Annotated in this window: 16 protein-coding genes; 7 read left to right on the top strand and 9 right to left on the bottom strand. The window is 49.0% G+C overall.

Annotated features, from left to right (window positions below):
* Positions 1-183: 183 nt before the first annotated feature.
* The 3 genes from TERTU_RS19000 to TERTU_RS18990 are packed head-to-tail and all read left to right on the top strand — an operon-like array spanning position 184 to position 3,242.
* Positions 184-936 (top strand): endonuclease/exonuclease/phosphatase family protein, encoded by a 753-nt coding sequence (locus TERTU_RS19000; RefSeq protein ID WP_015818486.1) that lies wholly within the window; start codon positions 184-186, stop codon positions 934-936.
* 3 nt (positions 937-939) lie between these two features.
* Positions 940-2,259, top strand: a complete 1,320-nt coding sequence (gene clsB / locus TERTU_RS18995) for a cardiolipin synthase ClsB (protein ID WP_015817997.1) — start codon at positions 940-942, stop codon at positions 2,257-2,259.
* Positions 2,259-3,242, top strand: a complete 984-nt coding sequence (locus TERTU_RS18990; RefSeq protein ID WP_015819126.1) for a lysylphosphatidylglycerol synthase domain-containing protein — start codon at positions 2,259-2,261, stop codon at positions 3,240-3,242. The genes clsB and TERTU_RS18990 overlap by 1 nt, the downstream gene beginning before the upstream one ends.
* A gap of 717 nt (positions 3,243-3,959) precedes the next feature.
* On the opposite strand, the gene TERTU_RS18985 is transcribed toward TERTU_RS18990, so the two are convergent.
* Positions 3,960-4,406 (bottom strand): hemerythrin domain-containing protein, encoded by a 447-nt coding sequence (locus TERTU_RS18985; RefSeq protein ID WP_015820337.1) that lies wholly within the window; start codon positions 4,404-4,406, stop codon positions 3,960-3,962.
* A gap of 370 nt (positions 4,407-4,776) precedes the next feature.
* Between TERTU_RS18985 and TERTU_RS18980 the strand changes: the two genes are divergently transcribed.
* Positions 4,777-5,175, top strand: a complete 399-nt coding sequence (locus TERTU_RS18980; protein ID WP_041590335.1) for a PGPGW domain-containing protein — start codon at positions 4,777-4,779, stop codon at positions 5,173-5,175.
* Between the two features lie 125 nt (positions 5,176-5,300).
* On the opposite strand, the gene TERTU_RS18975 is transcribed toward TERTU_RS18980, so the two are convergent.
* On the bottom strand, positions 5,301-5,738 hold the full coding sequence (locus TERTU_RS18975) for a hypothetical protein (RefSeq protein ID WP_015819430.1): 438 nt from the start codon (positions 5,736-5,738) through the stop codon (positions 5,301-5,303).
* 230 nt (positions 5,739-5,968) lie between these two features.
* On the opposite strand from TERTU_RS18975, the gene TERTU_RS18970 reads away from it, so the two are divergent.
* Positions 5,969-6,166 carry a CsbD family protein gene (locus tag TERTU_RS18970; RefSeq protein WP_015817199.1) on the top strand — a complete coding sequence of 66 codons (198 nt, stop codon included), beginning with the start codon at positions 5,969-5,971 and terminating at the stop codon, positions 6,164-6,166.
* A gap of 268 nt (positions 6,167-6,434) precedes the next feature.
* Here TERTU_RS18970 and TERTU_RS18965 read toward each other — a convergent pair whose 3' ends face one another.
* The 3 genes from TERTU_RS18965 to TERTU_RS18955 form a co-directional block, all read right to left on the bottom strand.
* A complete protein-coding gene (locus tag TERTU_RS18965) occupies positions 6,435-6,806 on the bottom strand; it encodes a response regulator (RefSeq protein ID WP_015817840.1) in 372 nt (123 codons plus the stop codon).
* A gap of 2 nt (positions 6,807-6,808) precedes the next feature.
* Positions 6,809-8,680 carry a PAS domain-containing sensor histidine kinase gene (locus TERTU_RS18960; protein ID WP_015820990.1) on the bottom strand — a complete coding sequence of 624 codons (1,872 nt, stop codon included), beginning with the start codon at positions 8,678-8,680 and terminating at the stop codon, positions 6,809-6,811.
* A gap of 62 nt (positions 8,681-8,742) precedes the next feature.
* Positions 8,743-11,799, bottom strand: coding sequence for a chemotaxis protein CheB (locus TERTU_RS18955; protein WP_015816992.1), 3,057 nt, complete (start codon positions 11,797-11,799; stop codon positions 8,743-8,745).
* 476 nt (positions 11,800-12,275) lie between these two features.
* On the opposite strand from TERTU_RS18955, the gene TERTU_RS21535 reads away from it, so the two are divergent.
* Positions 12,276-14,957, top strand: a complete 2,682-nt coding sequence (locus TERTU_RS21535; RefSeq protein ID WP_228378199.1) for a sensor domain-containing protein — start codon at positions 12,276-12,278, stop codon at positions 14,955-14,957.
* A gap of 322 nt (positions 14,958-15,279) precedes the next feature.
* Positions 15,280-17,388, top strand: a complete 2,109-nt coding sequence (locus TERTU_RS18940; RefSeq protein ID WP_015820732.1) for a carbohydrate-binding domain-containing protein — start codon at positions 15,280-15,282, stop codon at positions 17,386-17,388.
* A 326-nt stretch (positions 17,389-17,714) separates the two neighbouring features.
* Here the strand turns inward: TERTU_RS18940 and TERTU_RS18935 are convergent, their stop codons facing one another.
* The 4 genes from TERTU_RS18935 to TERTU_RS18920 all read right to left on the bottom strand — a co-directional run bounded on the left by TERTU_RS18935 (position 17,715) and on the right by TERTU_RS18920 (position 21,358).
* Positions 17,715-18,263 (bottom strand): molecular chaperone DnaJ, encoded by a 549-nt coding sequence (locus TERTU_RS18935; RefSeq protein ID WP_015818190.1) that lies wholly within the window; start codon positions 18,261-18,263, stop codon positions 17,715-17,717.
* Positions 18,264-18,387: 124 nt separating this feature from the next.
* Complete coding sequence (locus TERTU_RS18930; protein WP_015820125.1) at positions 18,388-18,678, bottom strand: hypothetical protein; 291 nt, start codon at positions 18,676-18,678, stop codon at positions 18,388-18,390.
* Positions 18,679-18,693: 15 nt separating this feature from the next.
* Positions 18,694-19,980: a DUF1036 domain-containing protein gene (locus TERTU_RS18925; protein WP_015817354.1), complete on the bottom strand. Its 1,287-nt coding sequence runs from the start codon at positions 19,978-19,980 to the stop codon at positions 18,694-18,696.
* A 337-nt stretch (positions 19,981-20,317) separates the two neighbouring features.
* Entirely contained in the window at positions 20,318-21,358 is a 1,041-nt protein-coding gene (locus TERTU_RS18920) for a hypothetical protein (protein WP_015820068.1), read from the bottom strand.
* Positions 21,359-21,484 lie beyond the last annotated feature (126 nt).

Genomic DNA, 21,484 nt, shown 5'->3' with positions numbered 1-21,484 from the left:
TACTGGCTCTCTTTTTTTTGGCCATAAAACAGCAATAAATTATCACCTGATTAGGCACAGTTAATGCTCTGCACACTATAACCTGCGTTTTCCACGCCATTTAGGCGGAATTACTGAAAATGTTACTTCACCGATGAAATGGTTACAGAGGTTAGTTTGCAGGACGCTAAACAGGAGTCCGATTTGTCAGCAAGAAAAGTGAAAATCCTTACAGTAAATATGCACAAAGGATTTAATGCATTTAACAGGCGGTTTACGCTTCACGAATTGCGGGAGGCGCTGCGTGAGATTGACCCAGATGTGGTCTTTCTACAAGAGGTCTTGGGTGAACATCGTCAGTTTGCTACGCGCTACACGGACTTATGGCCGGAGCAATCCCAGTACGAATTTTTGGCGGACCAGGTGTGGTCGGCGCATGCATATGGTCGCAATGCTGTCTATCCCCATGGGCACCACGGCAACGCGTTGCTTAGCCGGTTTCCAATTGACCGTTGGCACAATCACGATATCTCGTTAAGTGGTATTGAAAAACGAGGCCTGCTCTATTGCCATTTGAATCTCGGTGAACAAAAACTCCACGCCATTTGTGTGCATTTGAGTTTGCGGGAATCGCATCGACAGATTCAGTTAAAACGGCTAAGCAAACTGGTCAATTCATTGCCAGCAGATGAACCCGTCGTCGTTGCTGGGGATTTTAACGATTGGCGTTTGAAGGCAGAAAATCTGCTATTTAACGAAAGTCGCCTGGTCGATGCCTATACCGGCCATCAAGGCAAGCCGGCCAGATCGTTTCCGGTGGCTATGCCGCTGCTGCGACTGGACAGAATTTACTTGCGATGCAACAGTCGCTACGAGATCGAGCGGTTACATCGCTCACCCTGGTCTCGCATTTCAGACCATAAACCACTGATGGTGGAATTAGATATTCAGGAGTGAGTTATGTTTGCGTATAAAGGGGACGAAAAATCAAGAGGCGGCAATACGCTAACGCTGCTAAAAGATGGCGAAGAGTTTTATGCTCAATTGCTGCGTCGCATTAGGCGTGCGCGGCGGGAAATCTTTTTGGAAACCTTTATATTGGCAGACGATAGAATAGGCAACCTGTTGCGTCGTGCGTTGCTTGCCGCTGTAAGGCGCGGTGTCTGGGTGAGTGTCACCGCCGACAGCTATGGCACTTTCTTTTTAAAAGATGAATACATCTACGAGTTAAGTCGAGCGGGTGTGATTTTTCAAATTTACGATCCACAACCAAAATTGTTTAACAGCCGCCCGAAAGTTATTCGCCGACTGCACCGCAAACTCGCGGTAATTGATAATACCTATGCATTCGTTGGCGGTATTAATCTTTGCGACGATCACCTGACACACCATAACGCTAATGGCAAACGGGATTTTGCGGTGGAGATCGTTGGGCCGGTAGTTAAAGACGTAAGGCGTTTATGCGCAAGCTATGTTAGGGAGGTTGCACCGGATCGTAAAGCCGTGTTTGACGATACTCAGGTGACGCCACCGCCCGCCCACTACAGGGTGCACCAGAATGCCGAAGTGGCATTTATCAGTCGCGATAATCGCCGCAACCGTTCAGAAATCGAAAAGGCCTATCTGGCCGCAATTCACCGTGCTAAAAAAAGTGTAACTATCGCCAACGCCTATTTTTTCCCCGGCTACCGAATGATACGTGCGATGCGCAAAGCGACGGCACGTGGGGTACGCGTACGTTTGATTCTACAGGGTAATCCCGATATCCCGATGGCGCTACGCGCGGCACAATGCTTGTACGACACACTGATTCGGCACAACATTGAGGTGTACGAGTATACCGAGCGACCACTGCACGCAAAAATTGCGACAATCGACGATAATTGGTCGTCCATTGGCTCCAGCAACCTCGATCCTTGGAGTTTGTCGCTAAATCTTGAGGCCAATATTTTCGTGGACCAGCCCGGATTTAATACGCAATTAAGAGAAGAAATGGAAATGCTGATAGAGCAATCTCGCCGCGTGGAATACGAAACGCTACAAAAACTTGATTGGGTCGCGCAAATGAGAAATACGCTGCTCTACCATTTTTTACGGCGACTGCCTGGACTCGTGACACGTATTCCGAATCCTCATCCAAGGGTGGAACAGTTGCGTCGCATCTTTACCACCAAGACAGGCGAGTCACGCAATAAACATTTAGCTCGCGCATACCCCGAATCAAAAAATGCACGTCAGGTTGTTGTTGAACGTCGATCGCAGACGCTGGGAGAAGTGTAATGATCGTTCTGGCAAAGGCGTCTTCTGTGTCTCATATGAGAAATAAAATTCCCTGGGGAACCCTAAAAAAAGTCGCAAGTGGATTGTTCTTCCTGCTGGTAGCCTATTTGCTAGTCACCAAGGCGCGGGAGCTGGAGTGGCATAAAATCTGGTCTACCTTCCGCGAAACAGATCCTGCGACCCTGTGGTTGGCAACCGGTATTGGTATGGCCTGTTACCTGGCATATGCCAGCTACGATTTGATTGGCAGGAAATTGTTCGACGTACAGATTCCTGCTTACAAAACAATGTTGGCTGCGTGGATTAGCTACGCCTGTAACCTTAATCTGGGTGCAATTATTGGCAGTGTCGCGCTGCGCTATCGGCTCTATTCAAGATTGGGCGTTAAGGCATCGACGGTCACAAAAATTATGGGTGTGAGTGTATTCAGTAACTGGACGGGTTATTTGATGCTCGCTGGTGGGCTTTTCGTTACCGGCGCGTTCACGCCGCCGGAGTCGTGGGCGGTCGGAGATATCGGCTTTCGCGTTTTAGGTGCGGTATTCCTGGCGCTTGTTGCAGGGTATGTAGGGGTTTGCGCTTTCGCAAATCAGCGCACCTATAGACTGCGGGATCGCGAATTTACGTTGCCGCAATTAAAAATTGTTGCCTGGCAACTGGCCACGGCAGCTGTTCACTGGACGCTTATGGCTACAGTGATCTATCAGTTTTTTCACGGCGAGCTGGATTTTGCAACGGTGTATATTGCGCTATTAGTGAGCTGTGTGGCTGGAGCTGTGTCACATGTGCCCGGCGGTCTTGGCGTTCTAGAAGCTGTATTCGTAGCTCTGCTAGCTGGCGAGTTACCTCGGCACGAGATACTTGCCGGTGTATTCGCGTACCGATGTGTTTTCTATCTTGTGCCACTGGCGCTTACTTTACCCCTTTACGGAATTTTTGAAACGGTATTGGCTAAAAAATCAGATCCCTCGACGACCCCCTAGCACTGGTCAAAAATTTCAACGTATTGCATGGATAACTTCGCTATTTTAGGAGCCTTTGATTTATCTTGTTGTTCATCTGGCTTACTGAAATTTAACGCAAGCAGGCCGGGGTGCTAGGCGTACTGGTTGCACGGCGAAGGAGCGTAACACTGTCAGGTTAAATTCCGGTAAGCCCCGTAGGGTACGGCTTGCGGCGATCATTTGTGGCATTGCCTTTCTTATTAAGGACTAAGGCCATTAATTGCTAAAGGCGTCTAACATCTGATCGACGCAGGTCACGCAGAGAAATTGCTAGGTTGATCAGAGGTTCCTTTATTTAATGTTATAAAGGCGGTACTCCTTAGCTGCTAACTCGGCGAAACCATAATAGCGAAGGCTAAACACGCAAAAGCCCGAACCCTGCCAGCGCTAAAATAAATGAGTGTGTAGAGGCGCATGGACGAAGCCACGTTCAAATGTGTGCTGAAATATATCATGGTGCAGATGGTAAGGCGTATTTTTCCAGCATGTTGCAATTAAAGCAGGACGGTAAGTGCCGTACTCTCAGCAGCGGTAATGAATATGGTGGTACGGCGTAAGGTGAACTCGCCTGAGGGGAGGGTGTTTTACGATGTGCAATACACGATGACTATTGTAAGTGCTCGCGGTCTTGATTATGAGGTTCAATGGGTCTTTCGATCCATTGAACCTGTAAACACATGATTTTGACGAAATCATTTACTGGACTTCGTGCAGGGCTTCTTCCTTCTCTTCCTGGAATTCACCTCCTAGCGAGGTTTTTTCTTGTGGGTTTAACACATCGCTAGCTTGTGGAAAAAAATCCTTTTCTTCGTCGTCAAGATGGTGATGGATTAGTTCCCGTAATTCCTTGGCAGTAGCCAACCAGGCAGGAGATGATGGATCGGTGGACTCCAGCTTTTCCATCAGTTCATCCATTTCGTGATGTTCAGCGACGCCGTGGCGAGCCATTTCCTGGGTTTCGTCCGCCTCGATCAGCGGTACGTAAAAATGCCGTTCCTCAGCAATGGCATGGGATTTAAGTTCTGCAGCGAGTTGGCCGAATAGTTCGTGGCGCTCCTTGGAATCGCCAGAGGTGCGCACCAATGCATTGGCCAGTTGGCGTTGTTTTTTATGGTCTTCGCGTAAGGCTTGAAAAATGTTCATGGAGAATCTCCTTTTATACACTAGAGCTGATTTGAACAGTGGATGATGGGTAGTGTATTAACCGGGATTTTTTGCTTTAAAATGCCATGATAAAAATATTCATGACGTTTTAGGCTGATAAAATCACATCTTGGTCAATACAAAACCAATTCGCCTTGTCAAACCTGCTATTGGTTTTATGGTCCTTTAAAAAGACACTCGCGTTAATACGCGTTACACAAATAAGGAGCAATTAGTTTGCCAAATAGGGTAAGAAAAAATATTTTTGAATTTTTTTAATCATTCCGTTAAATAATTATTCCTGCTTCGGCGAGTAGGCACGATAGGCATTACAAAATTTAAGCTGCACGGATATTTCGGGTTTTGGGTTATGAATACAGTCCAAATAGGTTTTCTGGTTTCCATTTCGATGGTGGTTCTGTCTTTGGGGGCAATGGTTACCTTCGTATACACTGCATCGGCAAATTTCTTTTGCGAGCATGTGTTTAAGGAAACCGGTAACCCTGGAGTGAACCCGCTGCGGATTGTTAAAAATCTGTTGGGCTGGTGTCTGGTCGTCGCGGGTATTGCGATGCTGGTACTACCCGGGCAGGGGCTGTTGACATTGCTTGTGGGAGTGGGTTTGTGCGATTTTCCGGGTAAGTCGGCGTGTAATCACTGGCTTCTGAAAAAGGGCTATTACCATCGAGCTGTACATTGGTTGAATCGGATTAGAATAAAGCTCGATAAGCCCGATTTTGTATTGCCCGATGTCCCCGGGGATCAATAAAAACCGATTTGAACAAAGATAGCCTTCAGAGCACTCGGCCACCGGGTATTAATAAACGTGCGTAGGTGACCATGTCTCTGAAGGCAGGGTGGGGCTGGCGTTGTGTTTTGTTTTGTAGAGACCCTCTAAGCAACATCCTGTTGGATATGCGCGCGCTGGCTTGTATTTGCGTGGACCGGTGCATTCGCGCCTTGCTGGCTACCGAGCATGCGAGTAAAACGCGCTTCTTCCTCGGCGAGATGTTGGTAAACCGCTTCGCGCAGTTCATTTGCAAAGGGGCGCCAGTGGTCAGCGGCAAAGTCTGCGCCGTGCAGCTGCCCGATTAGCTGCTGGATGCGCTCGTATTCTGTGGTTTCGTGAAGGTCAGATAAGAAGCCATAGTAGGGCGTCATGCTTTGCGGCTCTAGCTCATACTCAGGTTTGCCTGGGTAAAAATCGATCTCGCTCAAGAGTGCCTGGAAAACACGCTCCCGATCCTCCGGATCACCGTGGGTTTCCACCAGTTCGTCCGCCAAGTGTCGCTTCTTATCTTGATATTCCTGAATCGTTTGCAAAAAATGCATGTTTCATCCCGCCTTTACAAAAGTTTTGAACGTTTTTCACGTAAATTGGTAAGCATTGACCTGTTTTAATAACAAATTCTTGCGTCTGAGGCTGAAATAGCAATTTGTTTGCCATAAAAAATCCGCAAATTGAATGTGGCATAACACATGCAATATTACTTGTGTTGATGAAGCGGAGTTTAAGCTCCGCTTTCAGTAAAACGAAAATTCAATTATGAGGAGTATGTATTATGAATAGCGATCAATTTTCAGGTCAGTGGCACCAGATTAAAGGCGGTATTCGAGCCAAGTGGGGCAAGCTTACCGACGACGATATGGAAATGGTTCAGGGTAATCGCGAAAAACTGGTGGGCAAGATCCAGTCGCGCTACGGTAAGACCAAGGAAGAAGCTAAATCGGAAGTGAATAGCTATATTGATTCTTTGTAGTTATAAACTTGGCGATGAAACTTTCGAAGTTGAAAGGCGGTAAAGGGAAGTATCGCTTTTGACCTAAGAGTAACGTAATCCCTTGGAATACAAAAAATACATAAATTTTTTGTGTTTCAAGGGCGCGGGATTAAATAGATAGTATCGCCGTTTTAATTGTCGGAGTAGGAGAATCGTTCGCAGATTTTTAGTTTAATTTTTTTACTTTATCTCTGTTTGCGATGCACACCATCTTCGATACCTTAAAATAGCGAAAGTATCAAAAGTATCAAAGGGCTTTTATTAGTTCATTGAGATAGGCACCATCAAGCGGTTTCAGTAGATAATCCCTGACAAAAGTATATTGCATACAGCGGGACTTATCCGTCGGTTGATCTGATGATGTAAGCATTACCACCACCGCACAGAGATTTTTCCTTTTGGCATATTCAGCAAGAAATTCATGACCGCTCATGCCGGGCATGCTTATATCTAGAAATATAAGGTCCGGTGGGGGAGACATCGTGTCCAGAAGATCTAGCGCCTCTTGCCCATCATAGGCGCTATACAGCTGGATATCAGCGTCAACTTCGTCTACAGCAAATTGTGCAATCGCATGATCAGCTTCGTTATCATCAACGATCATCATATATTTGATCATAGTTACTCTTTTCTATTTTCCTTGTGAAGGGGGACCATTAATTCGAAAATAGTTTCGTCGTAGGACGATACTAGCGTTATCTTACCATTCATTTTGGCGATACTCTTTTTTACCATATACAAACCGAGTCCAGCACCGAACGATATTTGAGGGTGGAATCGTTTAAACATACCAAACAGTTTACTTTTGGCGCTTTCTGGAAACCCGATGCCATTATCTCGTACGCGGATAGCGAGATTGTTAGATTCTATTTTTGCGTCTATTGCCAGGTAAGGTGAATGGGCATTTGGGTCGGAGTACTTTATTGCATTGGAAATCAAGTTCTCGAGTACAAGGTTAAGATTGCTTTTATCCAGGTAGACCGGGGAATTGATGGCAAGATCCAGCAAGATTTCCATTTTGTTGTAACCGTCCAGGTGTGACATCTGTTTGAGCATGCTGCTAACTAATTGCGGAAGGTCGGTTAATGTGATTTCACTAGTCGTATGTCGTAAACGCGTCAATCTGAGGATGTCGGTTACGAGAGCTTCAAGTTTAACCAGCGATTCGCGAACCAGAGAAAGATATTTTTCCGCTTTTTCGATCTCACCCTTGTCGATAGTTTTTTTGGTTATTTCCAGCAGTTTTATAGATGAAACAAGCGGGGAGCGTAAATCGTGGGAGGTGCGGTAAGCGAATTCTTCGAGTTCTTCGTTCGCCTGTTTTAATTCAGTTTCGGTCTGCTTGATTTCTGTTATGTCGCTGGATACACCTAGGAGATAATTTTTATTATCGTCAGTGGTGAACCGCTTTTTTCGCGTGAGCATAATGCGATCACGGGCAGATTCTACCGTTTCTGAGTAGCCGGTTTCGAATGCGATTTTATCCTGAAATAAGAATCCGTCAACCTGGTTATCGGGAAACGATTCAAGTGTGGTATGCCCTATAATTTTATCGCGCATGGATTCTGGAAAGAAATTAACGAACGCGTCGTTTCCCATTACGATTTTAAAATTTTCGTCTTTGACAAAAATAAGATCGGAATTCGCTGCTAGTAGTAACTTTTGAAAGCGCAGTGCTTCTTCGAGCTTTTCCTGATTTTCCCGCAGCTGTGTCACGTCGGTGTGTGTGCCCACCATTCGAATAGGGTTGCCTGCGGAATCCCACTCGACAACCCGACCTCGACAAATGATGTGGACAGTGGAGCCGTATTTGTGTCGGTAACGTACTTCCTGGTCAAAAGGGTGCTCACCTCTCGTTTCAATGTGTTGGTGGAAATTATTCAGGGCGATGTTGAGGTCATCAGGAAATATAAGATCCTGCCACGCACTGGGTTTATGAGGTTTTTCGTGAGCATCAAACCCCAGAATTTCCCAGAATCTGGGAGACATATATTCGTAGTCTTCTTGAATATACCAGTCCCAGAATCCGTCACTGCTGGTGTCAAGATAGGTTTGGAAATCATAACTTTGGGTAGCATCAAAAGGGAAGGTCAGGCGTTGACTGGCCATTTGAACAAGCCCAACCAGCGCAATAACTTCTCCATGATCGTTCTGTTGGCATTTTGCTTTTAGTCGTAGATGCAACGGCTTTGCATGTGCGCCTCGAATGCGTACATCGATAACAAAATCATTTTTATGAATAAGGCTACTTTCGAGGGTATTTGCGAAGCGCGAAGCATCCTCCGGAGGGTATAGATCTAGCATGGAGGCGTAGGATAATGTGAAATCCTCCCTCGTTTGATCATGCAATCGGTATACACTGGAGGACCAGGTGACCTGTGAATTTGCGACTTGAAACGACCAAAAACCGAGCTCGGCAGATTCGTCGAGTAGCGCTAGATACAGGAATGGGTCCAGTGACTGCTCTTTTAGTGATTTTATCAGTGCGTCCAATGCCTTCTCGCTTTTTAGCTTTTTAGTTTTTTAGTTTTTTAGCTTTTTTGGGTGTGAAACACCTACACGGAAACCGAGTCTATGGTTTTGTTGATCTCTCTGTCGATTTCCCTGCGGCGAATGGAAAAACGAATACTGCGAGATAAAACTTGTGGCGCAAGGTCGTGCTTGTTAATGAGATCCAATACTCCATAAGATAGCAGCATAGCATTCAGTTCTGGATCGTCGTCGCCGGTTATGACCAATGACGGAATATCAAGGCTGTTTGCTTTCATGCTATCGATAAAGTCGATTGCTGTTTCACCGTCCAGATGATAGTCCACCAGGCAGATATCAGGAGCGGTATCGCGCGCGATTTTGAGCGATTCTAAAACCGTATGGGCGCTATAAACTTCGCAATTAAATTCTGAGATTGCTGCCAGTGTTTCCTCTATAAGCGCCAGGCTTACAGGTTGATCGTCTACCACCAGTACTTTTAGCGGGTTGGCCAGAGGCGTGTTATCCAGCGACTCGAGTGCGTTATTGATACTGGATTTTAGCTGCTTATAAACCACACTTAGCCCGCGCTGCGCATAGCGTGCTCGGGATACGTCGGAAAATGTGATCGCGACCCCGCGTGAATCACCTGGGTCGGTATAGCGGTAGGCATGAATGGAAATTTGAATCACGCGCTTGTCTTCAAGAATTATGTCCAGCTGTTTGGATTTGCTGGTCGCGAACACATCTGAAATGTCCTTCAGCATGCTATCGTAGTGAAGATTGTTGGAGAAGTGGTGAATTGGACGGTTGAGATCGGATTCCATGAGGTTAATATACCTGGCTGCTGCTTGGGTGTATCGGCGGATCAAAAAATTATCGTCGAGAAATATAATGCCGATATTTGAAAGCCCGAGCACTTCGTCCAGATCGTTATTGGTTTGGGATATTTCGGAAATTTTTTCTTGATATTCTGAGTTAACTGTATACAGCTCTTCGTTTACAGATTGCAATTCCTCGTTGGTACTCTGCAACTCTTCGTTTGCCGACATTAATTCTTCATTGGCGGACTGTAACTCTTCGTTAGTGGTTTCGAGTTCTTCTACGGTAACCTGAAGATGTTCTTTGCTGCGTTTCAGTTCGAGTTCGAGATCCTCGATTCTCTGCCTGGACTGTTCTGCTGCATCAAAAGAAACATGATTTGCCGCGGCACGTGGTTCGCCTGCCTGTTCATTTTCGAATATCAGCCAGTAATAGCCTGGTGATGATTCGATCTCGTGCTCCCTGATATAAAAAACTCGCAGGTTTATCGAAGTGTTGTTCTCGCCGTCTCGCGTTATAACATCCGTATAGTATACCTCGTCGCTAGATTGCTTTGCCCGGTGCAGTGCGGTCGATACGGCAATTGAAATATCCTCGTTAACAAGATCTTTAATTTCCACGCTGATGCGGCCGGGGGGCAGGCGGCGCACGTAGCCGGTAACATCACCATAAACATGTATAGCCTCTAAATCGTCGTTGACCAGAATGCACGGTGGGGCATATTGAGTAATAAGTAACTCATTGGCGAAGCTTATGGCTGCACCAATGGCGTTTGCCCCTCGATAGCTGCGAAGTAATCGCGAGACAGAGGGCATGTTCTGGGTTTGTGTTTGGGTCGACGTATTGACCGGCGGCGCCGATCCAATAGGAATCCGTACGCTGGTACGCTTGCGATAGATGCGACAGCGGTCGTTTATCGTTTCAAAATGTGGCGCCAAATCAGAGAGATTTTCGGAAGAACCTAAAAAAAGATAGCCGTCCTTCTTCAACGAAAAATGCAGCGATGTTAATACACGTTTTTGCACACTGTGTTGAAAATAGATCAAGATATTACGACACGAGACCAGGTCCATATTCGAAAACGGCGGGTCTGTAATCATATTGTGGGTAGCGAAAATAACAGTTTGCCTGATGGTTTTGTTGATTTGGTACCGGTTGCCCGCATTTTTCGTAAAGTAATTGGATAAGTATGCACCACCAACATCGTGTTGTATTTCTTCGCAAAACATGCCATTACTGGCTTCGTTAATAGCGTCGCCGTTAACATCGGTAGCAAACACTTTAACATCGCGTTTAACGCCTTGTTTGGCAATTTCGTCGGCGAACAAAATGGCCATAGAGTAGGCTTCTTCCCCCGTAGAGCAACCTGCTACCCAGGCGCGGATGGGCGTATGTTCATTGGAACGGGCGACTATATCCGCGATCGTTTTTTCCCGCAGTAAGTTGAATGCGTCGTCGTCGCGAAAAAAGCGCGTAACACCTATGAGTAGTTCCTTGCTCAAAACCTGAACTTCGTATGGGTCTTTGAACATTAAGGTCAGGTATTCCTGGAGAGAATTTACCTGTTTGATGGTCATGCGCCGTTCAATTCGACGGGCCACGGTGGAGGGTTTGTATTTGGCGAAATCGATCTCGCTTTTTAGTTTCAACACATTAAAAACTTCGGCCATGAGGTCTTCGTTTTCGCTGGTGCCAGCTTTTAACGGGCTGTTCTCGCCACTTACCAAAGGGTGGCGAATATAGGACATCAGTTTTTCGCCCATTTGCTCGGGCCTTAAGATGAGGTCGACAATACCGGTATTGATTGCGCTGTTTGGCATGCCATCGAACTTTGCACTATCGGGCTCTTGTGCAATCACTAACGCGCCAGCTTCCTTCAGTGATTTCAGCCCGCGGCTGCCATCCGATCCGGTGCCGGATAAAATAATACCGATGGCATGGTGCTGTTGGTCCTCAGCTAAAGAACGAAAAAAAATATCTATCGGCAGGCTTAATCCGGCGTCGGGCACCTTTTCTGACAGTAGCAGTTTCCCCTGGGCTACCATCATATTTTTCTTGGGCGGAATCAAGTAGATACAATTGGCGCATACCTGCATGCCGTCTTCTACGTTCAGTATGCGCATTGTCGTGTGCTTGCTCAGAAGTTCAAGCATCATGCTTTTGAAATCAGGAGAAAGGTGCTGAACGATAATAAAACATGCGCCAGTGTCGGTCGGCAAATTTTGCAGGAGAATTTGTAGAGCTTCCAGGCCGCCGGCGGATGCGCCCACTCCTATATAGTGGCTCGGTTGGTCTTCGCATTCGTTGACGGCGATATTCATAATCATCCCTTATTATTGATTGGCGCAATTATTTGCATTTCCCAGGTGCCACACGGATTTTTTGTAAGCTTGTAGCTATGCTATAGCTAAACACATATTAATGCACCTGACTCGTATCGCTTTAGATTTTCTCAAACACAATTATGTGTGATTTATGGGCAGGGGTTTTCATATGGCATTTATTATTTTTAGTGTTTTGAATAGTGGCTCTCCCAGTTGGCTAAACTGAGTAGGCCGGTCCGTATGAGATAGTGTTGCGATAATTTGAACGCAGCACAGCGTGCTGGAGCTAAATCGTAGCTTCCTGATTGGCGATAGTCACCGTTCGTGCGACTTGCGAATCTCGTTAGTAGATATCATACGGCAACAGTAAAAATCGCCAGTAGGAGAAGGTGCTCCATCACCTCTTGAATGCTGATGCTAGACTCAAGAGATAGATAGAGTGGATGTCGTAGTTAGCCTGGATGTATGTGCCTGTGAATACCAAACTCTCCGAGACATATGAACCTTTTGTTATAAACAAGCGTCGTGATCTCGCGATCCGTCATGCAATTGACGATATACAAAATCTACTTTTTGATCCGGAAGCTCCGAATAAAGTTTACCCGCTCCTGCTGGACAGGGTTGCGCAGCTCACTGAGAGTGATGGTGCGGCTATTGTGACAGTCAATCGCTTTCAGGATACTTTTCAGCGGTTCAAAATGCGTGTGCATCAATGTTTCACCCTGGAAGGCGAATCCGTGGTAAATCTGGAGCGCTTCCAGGCGTGGTTGGATAAGGATTTGGTGCCACCTAAACCGATGTTTTTTTCTCTTCCCATCCCTCACTGCCACTCAGGTATTTTGCCTACATCCTGTGCTGCTCGCGCATTACTACTTATGCCGATTTTTACCAATAACCGTTTACGCGCGGTTTGTGTGTTGGTGAAAACACGGGGTTTTTATGTAGGGGCACAGGTGGCGCGCCTGACTCCACTGATAGGATCGGTAATTTGTGCTTTACAAAGCGCGGAATCGGTGAAAGGCCGTGTTGCCAGTTTGAGCGATAAAATTGCTCACAGTCACTTTTTGAATAGTTTTCTTTCCACATCACCACTCGGGGTGTTGGTGATCGATGCCGCAAATACCATCAGCTACTGCAACCCAGCTGCGGTGAAGTTGTTTGGTAGCCTGGATGATGGGACGAGTTCTGCAGATACAGCAAAGATGCAGATAGAAGGCGCTGGAATCATAAAATTCCTGCCAAATTTTACTAGCCTTTTTCAGTGGTCGAATCAACACGGTGGTGCTAAAGCCAACGCGCAGGGGCTATCGCCACAGGACTGGGAGGCGCAAGCCGCCCGCCGCGCTGATGGCACCGAATTTATGGTAGATCTCACCATCTTTCGGCATACACATGGCACAGAGCGTTACACTGTACTGCAGATTCAGGATGTTACCTCCCGGTTGCAGCGGGCGGAAGCACATCTGGAGACATCGCAGCAGTTGTCTGCGCTCACGCATCTGGTGCCGGTTGCGATATTGCGGGTGGACACTCATTGGAATTGTGCGTTTGCCAATGACCGCTGGTACGAGTTTTCTGGTCTTACCTTCGATGAAATTAACCAGACAGGCTGGATTAATGCGCTGCATCGGGACGATGTGAAGACCACCCTGGAGGAGCTGCGAAGCGCGCTAAAGGTAGGACATAATTTAAAGCGAGAGGTCCGCCTCGTATCGCCTGTGGGTCAGGTACGCTGGACGGAAATGAACACCCAGGTGTTGTTCGACGAGCGTGGTGCGATTTTAGGGTTCCTGGCGACGTTTGCCGACATAACCGAACGTTATATTCATCAGGAACGGCTCCGTCATGTAGCCGAGTACGACAGTCTGACAGGGCTCGCTAATCGCTATCTGTTTCAGGATCGACTAAAACAGGCATTTTTTAATTCCGAGCGAGAGGGTTCGGAAGTGGTAGTTATGTTTCTGGATTTGGATGGATTCAAAATCGTCAACGACTCGTTAGGGCACGCGGTCGGCGATAAGTTACTTAAAAAAGTTGGCGAACGCTTGCTGAATATTTTACGCCGGGTCGATACTGTGGCGCGGTTTGGTGGCGACGAGTTTGTTATTTTGCTCAATCCGCACGAAAAGCAATTAGACGTTGCGGAGGTCGCCAGCAAAATTATTCAGTCGTTGGCTCAAACGTATCAAATAGACGGTAATGAAATTTGCGTAACATCCAGTATTGGTATTTCCGGTGGTACGGCTAAAAACAGCTCGCCAGAAAAGCTGATGAAACAGGCGGATGCGGCTCTCTATCTCGCCAAGTCAGAGGGCAAAAATAATTTTCAGTTATTTAATGAAGCCCTGGATAAAGAAGCGAAAAAACGCGTATTTATGGCCCGGCAAACACGCTCGGCGTTAAGACACAAGCGGTTCTTTCTGGAGTATCAACCCCTGGCAAATATATCGCGTAAGGAGATTGTCGGGTTTGAGGCTTTGATACGCTTTAAGGATGAAATGGGGCGCTGCGTATATCCCGGTGATTTTATTGCGATTCTGGAAGAGAGCGGCGCTATCGTTGAAGCTGGCAACTGGGTGATAGACGAAGCCTGCAGGCAACTTTCCCAATGGCATGCCCAGCAGCTCTTTCCACTCGATGGTTTTATGTCGATAAATGTTTCCCCTAAACAGTTTTTAGACGATTCCCTGCTCGATTCGATTCTTGGTTCCTGTGAACGGCATTGTATTCGGCCGCAGTGTCTTACGATTGAGGTGACCGAGAGTGTACTGATTGATAAACCCGCGAAAATACAACGCACCATGAGTCAGTTGAAAGAACAGGGTATCCGGTTTGCTCTCGACGACTTCGGTACCGGCTATTCATCGCTTACCTACTTACAGCAATATCCCTTCGACCATTTGAAAATAGATAAGTCTTTTGTGGCTAATTTGGGTTCCGACGAAAATAGCGCAAAAATTACTAAATCAATTATTGCCCTGGGTAAATCCATGGGATTGACGGTAACCGCCGAGGGCGTTGCGGATGAGCCCACGTTAAACATCCTATCTGCCTATGGCGCCGATTATTATCAGGGCTATTTTCTAGGTCGCTCAACTGTCGCCGACACGGCTATAGCGCAATTTAATCGCTCTCTGGTTCCGGCAGCAAATTAACGCCTGGCCCGGGGTAGCTATCCAATAATGTAGTGGGTTGGCGTTATTTGTTGTCGCCGACATGCGGCATTTATCTTTTTACGCGAGTGGCGTCTTATTTCCTCTTTTGTTGCTTCCTACGTCATCTCTTCTTGGGGAATCACTTGCCCCGTAAAATTTAGTGACGCCCAATTCCGGTATACAAGTATATTTTTACGGTAAGCTTGGCTGGCCCCACTGCAGCGGGGGCGCGAAAGTGCAGTATCGCGTACCTGTCTGCCAATTTTTAGGGTAAGCCGGTGGCATTTGCCTCTAATAATCTTTCCGTGAAAGGAGAATAAGAATGAATAACGCGCCAATAGGGCGGCTTTTACGTTGTACCGTCGCAATCGTGTTTCTGGTTTGGGGGGCAATACCCCGAGCCTATAGTCAAACCAACTGTGTCTGCAATTGGTATGGTCAGGGCGACTGGCCTTTGTGCAGCACGCAATCGAGTGGTTGGGGTTACGAAAATGGACAGAGCTGTATAGGTGAAACGACCTGTAATAGCCAGGGGCAATACAGCCCTGGCGGGGTCGAGTGTACTAATGGCTCGTCGAGTTCATCTAGTTCAAGCTCGTCCAGTTCGAGCTCCTCGAGTTCCTCTAGCTCCTCAAGTTCGAACAGCTCATCCAGCTCTTCAACGTCTGCCAGTAGTAGCAGTTCCTCCAGCGGTGGCACAGCACTGCAACTGGAGTTGGAGGACTTTGCTGGCCAGTCCGGTTTTGCGCCTTTAACAGCGGTAGCCGACAGCTCTGCGTCCGGCGGTGCTTATGTGGTATGGGCAAATAGTGGCACACAGCAAATTAATACGACCAGTGCCGATGGCGTGGCGGGTCGAGTCGAAATTAATTTCAGCACCACACAGGCCACGGAAGTGGCGCTGTCTGTACGGGCGAATTTTACTAGCGCTGATGACGATTCGTTTTTTTATAAAATGGATAGCGGCACCTGGGGTACCCAGAATAATACCCAAACGTCGGGGTGGCAGGACATCAGCGTCGCGAGCTTTACTCTGGCCGCGGGCAGTCATCGGTTGCAGATTCTGCGGCGGGAAGACGGCGCGCGAATGGACGCTGTATTGCTCTCTGTCGCGGCGGGAACTATTGCGGCTGGCGGCAGCAGTTCAAGCTCCAGCTCCTCCAGTTCCAGTTCGTCCAGCTCGAGTTCCAGCGGCGGGCAACTGCCAGCAGACATACAGGTGATGCCGCAAACCCGTTACCAGACAGTCGACGGCTTTGGTGCTGCGCTGCCAATGTGGACAACTAACATGTTAACTTCTGACGAGGTGCGCACACTGGTGGGAATGGACGATGATGAGCTTGGCCTCAGTATTATCCGCACCATTATCAGCCCGAATACCAGTGAGTGGTCGCTGGCTGTCGATAACCTGCGCGATGCAAAAGCGTTTGGCGATAATGTAAAAATTCTTGCCAGTCCCTGGTCGCCGCCGGCGTTTATGAAAACGAACAACAGCACTACCAACGGGGGTAAGCTGCTAACCAGTTATTACGATGATTACGCTGAGCACTTGAACGGCTTTGTCGATACCATGGCCGCACAAAATATCGGGATTGACGTGGTTTCGGTGCAAAATGAACCGGACTGGCACCCAGACTACGACTCCTGCGATTGGAGCGGTGCGGAGTTGCGCAACTTTGTGCGTGATTACGGCAACATCATCGAGACCAATGTTCTGGTTGGCGAATCCCTGCGTTTTGATCGGGCCTACACCGACCCCAGCCTGAACGATGCCGGAGCCCTGCAAAACTTTGAGTATGTGGGTGGCCACTTGTACAGTGCGCAAAGCAGCGGCACCTTTACCCGTTACCCGCTGGCAGAAACCCGCAATAAACACCGCTGGATGACCGAATGGTTAACCCATGAAGCGGATGGCAGCGGCGCAGCCATATGGGGCGGTAACAACCTGAATGCGTGGAATGAAACGCTCGATTCCGTGTTGGGGAGTGTGCACCAGAGTATGGACGTGCAATGGAATGCGTACATCTGGTGGTGGGCGCGCCGTTTTTATTCATTGATTGGCGATGGTGAGTCTCAGTACGGCACTGAACGGGGTGCTGTGCTAAAACGTGGCTGGGCGTTTTCGCACTACGCGAAATATGTACGACCCGGATACACCCGCGTGGGTGTGAACTACAGTCGCAGCTTCAGCAATCTGTATACAACGGCGTACGAAGGCCCGGGTAAAACCGTGCTGGTGCTGCTCAACCGCTCTAATAATGCCTATAACAATGTGGTGTTCAATGGTGCTGTCAGCCTGACCGGTGCCGATGCGTATGTGACCAGTCAAAACCTGAACCGCGCGCCACTTAATACCAGTGTCGCAGGGGACAGTGTGCTACTCAGTATTCCCGCGCGCAGTGTGGTAACCCTGGTTATGTCGCACCCTTAAGCGCGGCTTAACAGCGCGTTCTATTAACCCGGCGATTAAATAGATGCTCCTATCTATTTAATCGCGCATCCTTGAAATACTGACGAGAATGTGTGAATTTTCTGATACTTCAAGGATTTACATTGCCAAGTTAATAAAACTCGCGACGGCGTTGTGTAATTGCTTACCCAACGCCATTTTTTTGTGCTGTGAGAGCGCCTGTCTTCCGCTCAAACGCGTTTTACGCAACGTTCATAGCGCAGCCATTGTGTTAGCCAGACAACAATTTGTTCCGCTTGTGGGGTTGGCAACAGCTCCCGACCGCTGCTGGCTGTGTGATCTCGGTGTTAGGCGATGCTGGCCAGCAACAGATCGCGGGCCTCGGTGAGCGCAATAAATGTCTCCTGGTCGCCGCCTTGATCGGGGTGAGCTTTTTGCGCCAGTTTGCGGTAGGCGCCTTTAATAATATGGGTCGTCAGGCTCCCTGACTCCGGTAGTGCCAACAGGCGACGATAGTGACTTTCCGGCTGTGCTCGCGTATCTCTGCGGGTTTGTTGATGATGGAACTGACGCTGTTCAAAAAGGCGTTCGAACTCTGCCTGCATGCGCGCTTGCGCTGCGGCGCGGGCTCGCAGACCGTCGCGACGCAGTTGCTGTTGGTTGCGTTGCCAGAACTCGCGGGACATCACGGTGCAGGCGGCAAAGTCAATTTGGCCACAGCGTTCCAGTTCGTGCAGGCTGAAAGGGCCCACCATATCATAGGGTTCGTCCAGCCAGGCAAGGCGGCTGGCGCCACTACCTTCGATCAGGCCGATGGCGACTGTGTCCAAAATACCGAGGGTGCCGTTCCAGATTACCCAGAGCATATCGTCCCAGGAAGCACTTGCGTTTGTCATAGGGAGTCCGCGTTTATCTACCGTTGGTATGAATCGTGGGAAGCTGTTCTACAACGCGGATTTTCAATTTCCATACCAAAAGTCGGGGTTACCGCATCCCTGCGGTTGGCGGCTACGTTGGCGGCTACAGAGTTGGCGCCGGTGGGTAGTTGGTGGGGGTGTGTGGATTAACGGGTGAGGTGATGTTGTACTTGCGCACCGCGTTGTGGAGATCGTCGGCGGCGCGAGTAAACGACGGGCTGTCCCACCCTTTGGGTTTAAGATTATTGAAGTCCACCCGCTCCACATCCGATTTCGACAGGCCGTTGGCGGCCCGGTTAAAGGTATCGGTCAAATTGGTGCGCGGTGTTGCCTGCGCGTGACTGGCACCAACGATCAAGCCGGTACACAGGGTGATACTGAGTAGTTTTTTCATCGTACTGTTCCTCGGTTAACGTGCAATAAAGCCAATCACGCCGCCTGCGACGGCGCCAATCGACATGGTTTTAACAAGTTCCGGCGCGCGTACTTGACGTATTCCGCCCGCCCAGCCAACTTCGCTGATCGCCCCTTGTACCGCCTCATCGGCCATCGCAAACATCGCGCGGCGCACCGCACTGCGGGCTACGGCTTTACCGCCCAGCTTAAAAATGAGGCGCGGGCTGGTAAGGCTGCCGACAAAATCGTAAATCGCCATACTGTCGTGCAGTTCTGCGGCGCGGGCGCGCTCCGCCAAGCGCTTGGCGACGCAATTTTTTTCGCGCTGGTGCTTGGGAATTTCGTTGTATTCGTTATAAATAAACGAACCTATGCAACGTAGATAAGGCGAGGTGTTAAACACTGCGCCGTCCACTAGCGCCAGCGCGGCGGCGTCGCCTTCAGAAATAGAGATGTTGTCGTCCAGCGCGCGGTAATAAAGCACGGGCAACTCGGCTTCGTAATAGGTCGGCGTGGGGGCGTAGCGGGTAAATCCGATGGTGATATGGCGTTTGCGCGGGTCGGCGCGATAGCCAAATTCCTGCAGTAAAAACACCATATCGTAGAGATTGGTAACCCGGTGATTGTCGAGCATCATGATGCGGTCACCTGGTTGCAGCAGATGTTCCGCAGGCAGCCCGGAATAGACCTTGGTGATAAACGGGCCGTGGGCGTCGCCCTCGGCTTCCACCCCAATCCGAAACGGCGTTCCTTTGGGATCGTCGGACAGGGATTTACCGTAGCGGATCTGTCCCTGCAGACGGCGATAGGCAATGCCCGCCTGCTCCAGTGTGGCGATGGTAAGCCCGCAATTGCTGCAGGTCAGTTCCTGGGTTCCTCCCATGTCGCGGCGCGCAAATGTCACCGTGCGTGGCATGTCGGTACAGTCGTCGGTAAATTTTGTGAATGCTTTATGGGTAACGCAGAAGCTCAATGCGTTTTCTTCTTTCCCGCCGCCCCAGTAACTACTGGTTTTGTTTAGATTCTTGGCAACAATGTCGTTAGTGTCCGCTTCGGCGAAGTAGTAGTAAAAGTCGGCATTGCTGGCGCGCGTGGTGGTGCAGTCTCCGGGCAGAGTGCGGTACCAGCCTTGTTTCTCCCATTTGGCCGAATCCTGGCTGAAATGAACATAGGCAACAAAAATCGGGAAAGGCGTGCGATTGCAGATTTTGGCGGAGTCGGCGTGTGCCGGTTGCGCGGTGATGCAAAGCGACACGGCAAGGCCAACGAGAATAGTGCATGTGCGAAGTAATGGTTTCATTGTTGTGTCCTCAGTGTTGGCGTGAATGACTCACAGGTATTAATGCAACCTCTTGCGGATTGCTTGTCTCTGTCCATGAGTGGGGTGTCAGTGAGGACCCTCGGGTGCTGCTCCTGTTTCTGTGAGTAAGGACGATGCTAGCAATTGTCGCGTGTGTCCCCTATGGACAAAATTGCGATAGTTTGGCGGCGGGAAAAAACAATTTTGGTTTTAGGCTAAGACTTTCGTTGGGGTGAGAACAAATGGAAATATATGGTAGATTATGGCGCCATATAGAGCGGCACCTTGGCGCGGCACCGAAAGGTACGCGCGGCGTGTTGGCTCGCTGAAGGGCAGGCTATTTAAGCAATAATAACCGGCTGATGGCGAGTTTATCGGTGTCCGTCCAGGAGTCGGGCTGTGCCATATCAATCAATGCCGGTGCGCTGCGCATAAAGCCGTCTTCATCCGGTTGCAAACTGAAATACTCGTCACCGGCGATGCCGGTGGTTGCCGTGAGTGCGTAGCCGGGCTCGCGAATCAGTACCACATCAGACGGGGTCGGGGTGGATTTATTGTCCTGGTTTTGGGTGAGTAGCGTCCCGGTGGCGACCGTATCGGCGGCTTTGTCGAAATCCCGGGTGTACATCAGGATCAGGTCTTCAATTTTGCGGTTGCGATCGCCAAAGCGCCCCTGAAAAATCCAGGTCCACCACTGGTCTTTGGAACTGAATCCCAGCAGGCCGTCGTATTTGTAGAGCTGCACACCTTGCTCCCGGTAAGACGGCAGATTGAGTTTTACCCGAATGCTGCTGCGACTGTTAGCATCGTAAGCATAGGCTTTGTGCGGGACCGGGTAGCGGATGGTGAGGGTGGATTTAACCAGCAGGCCGCTGGGAAACCGCGATTTATCCACTGCAGGGTTAACATCGTAACGGTAGAGCGAATAACAACCGGCGTAGCGCTGGGCAAAATTTTTCGCTTTGTAGTGCTCGCTGGAAAGTGAGCGAATCAGCGGGAAATTGGCCGCGTGCATGGTATCGAGTAAATGCCGGCTCTCTGCGCGGCATAATCCCAGCATTTCGCCAAAACGAAAAACCGGCATTGCATGGGAATTGCTGAGCGGTTCGCTAGTTGGCCATTCGCCGGGGAAAAGTTTGGGGATAATTGCGTTGAGGTGTTGCAGTGTTGCCGGTTTAAAACTGCGTCCGCGGGCGTATTCTTCAAACGCGCGCACGCCAATAATTACTTCTTCAAAGCCACCGGGGGAGCGCAGTACCCAGGCGCTATCGGTCCCTTTGGAGACGGCAATGGTGCCAGCGGCTAGGGTTTTGTCTTTCAGGGAACTTACGCGGTGAAACAACAACATCAACTTGCGCTGGGTTTTGGAATCAGTCACGTTATTATCTGCAGGCAGCGGGTGAGTGTTCTACGGTAATGGGTTTTCCTTGACGGTGCAATGGGTTATTTAACTCTCGTTCTATACCCCTGGTTCTGTCCCTTTTCTTGTGTACTCCTGGTTCTG

It is taken from the genome of Teredinibacter turnerae T7901 (genome assembly GCF_000023025.1).
GTDB classification, from domain to species: Bacteria; Pseudomonadota; Gammaproteobacteria; order Pseudomonadales; family Cellvibrionaceae; genus Teredinibacter; species Teredinibacter turnerae_B.
This window is presented reverse-complemented; position numbering and strand designations above follow the sequence as displayed.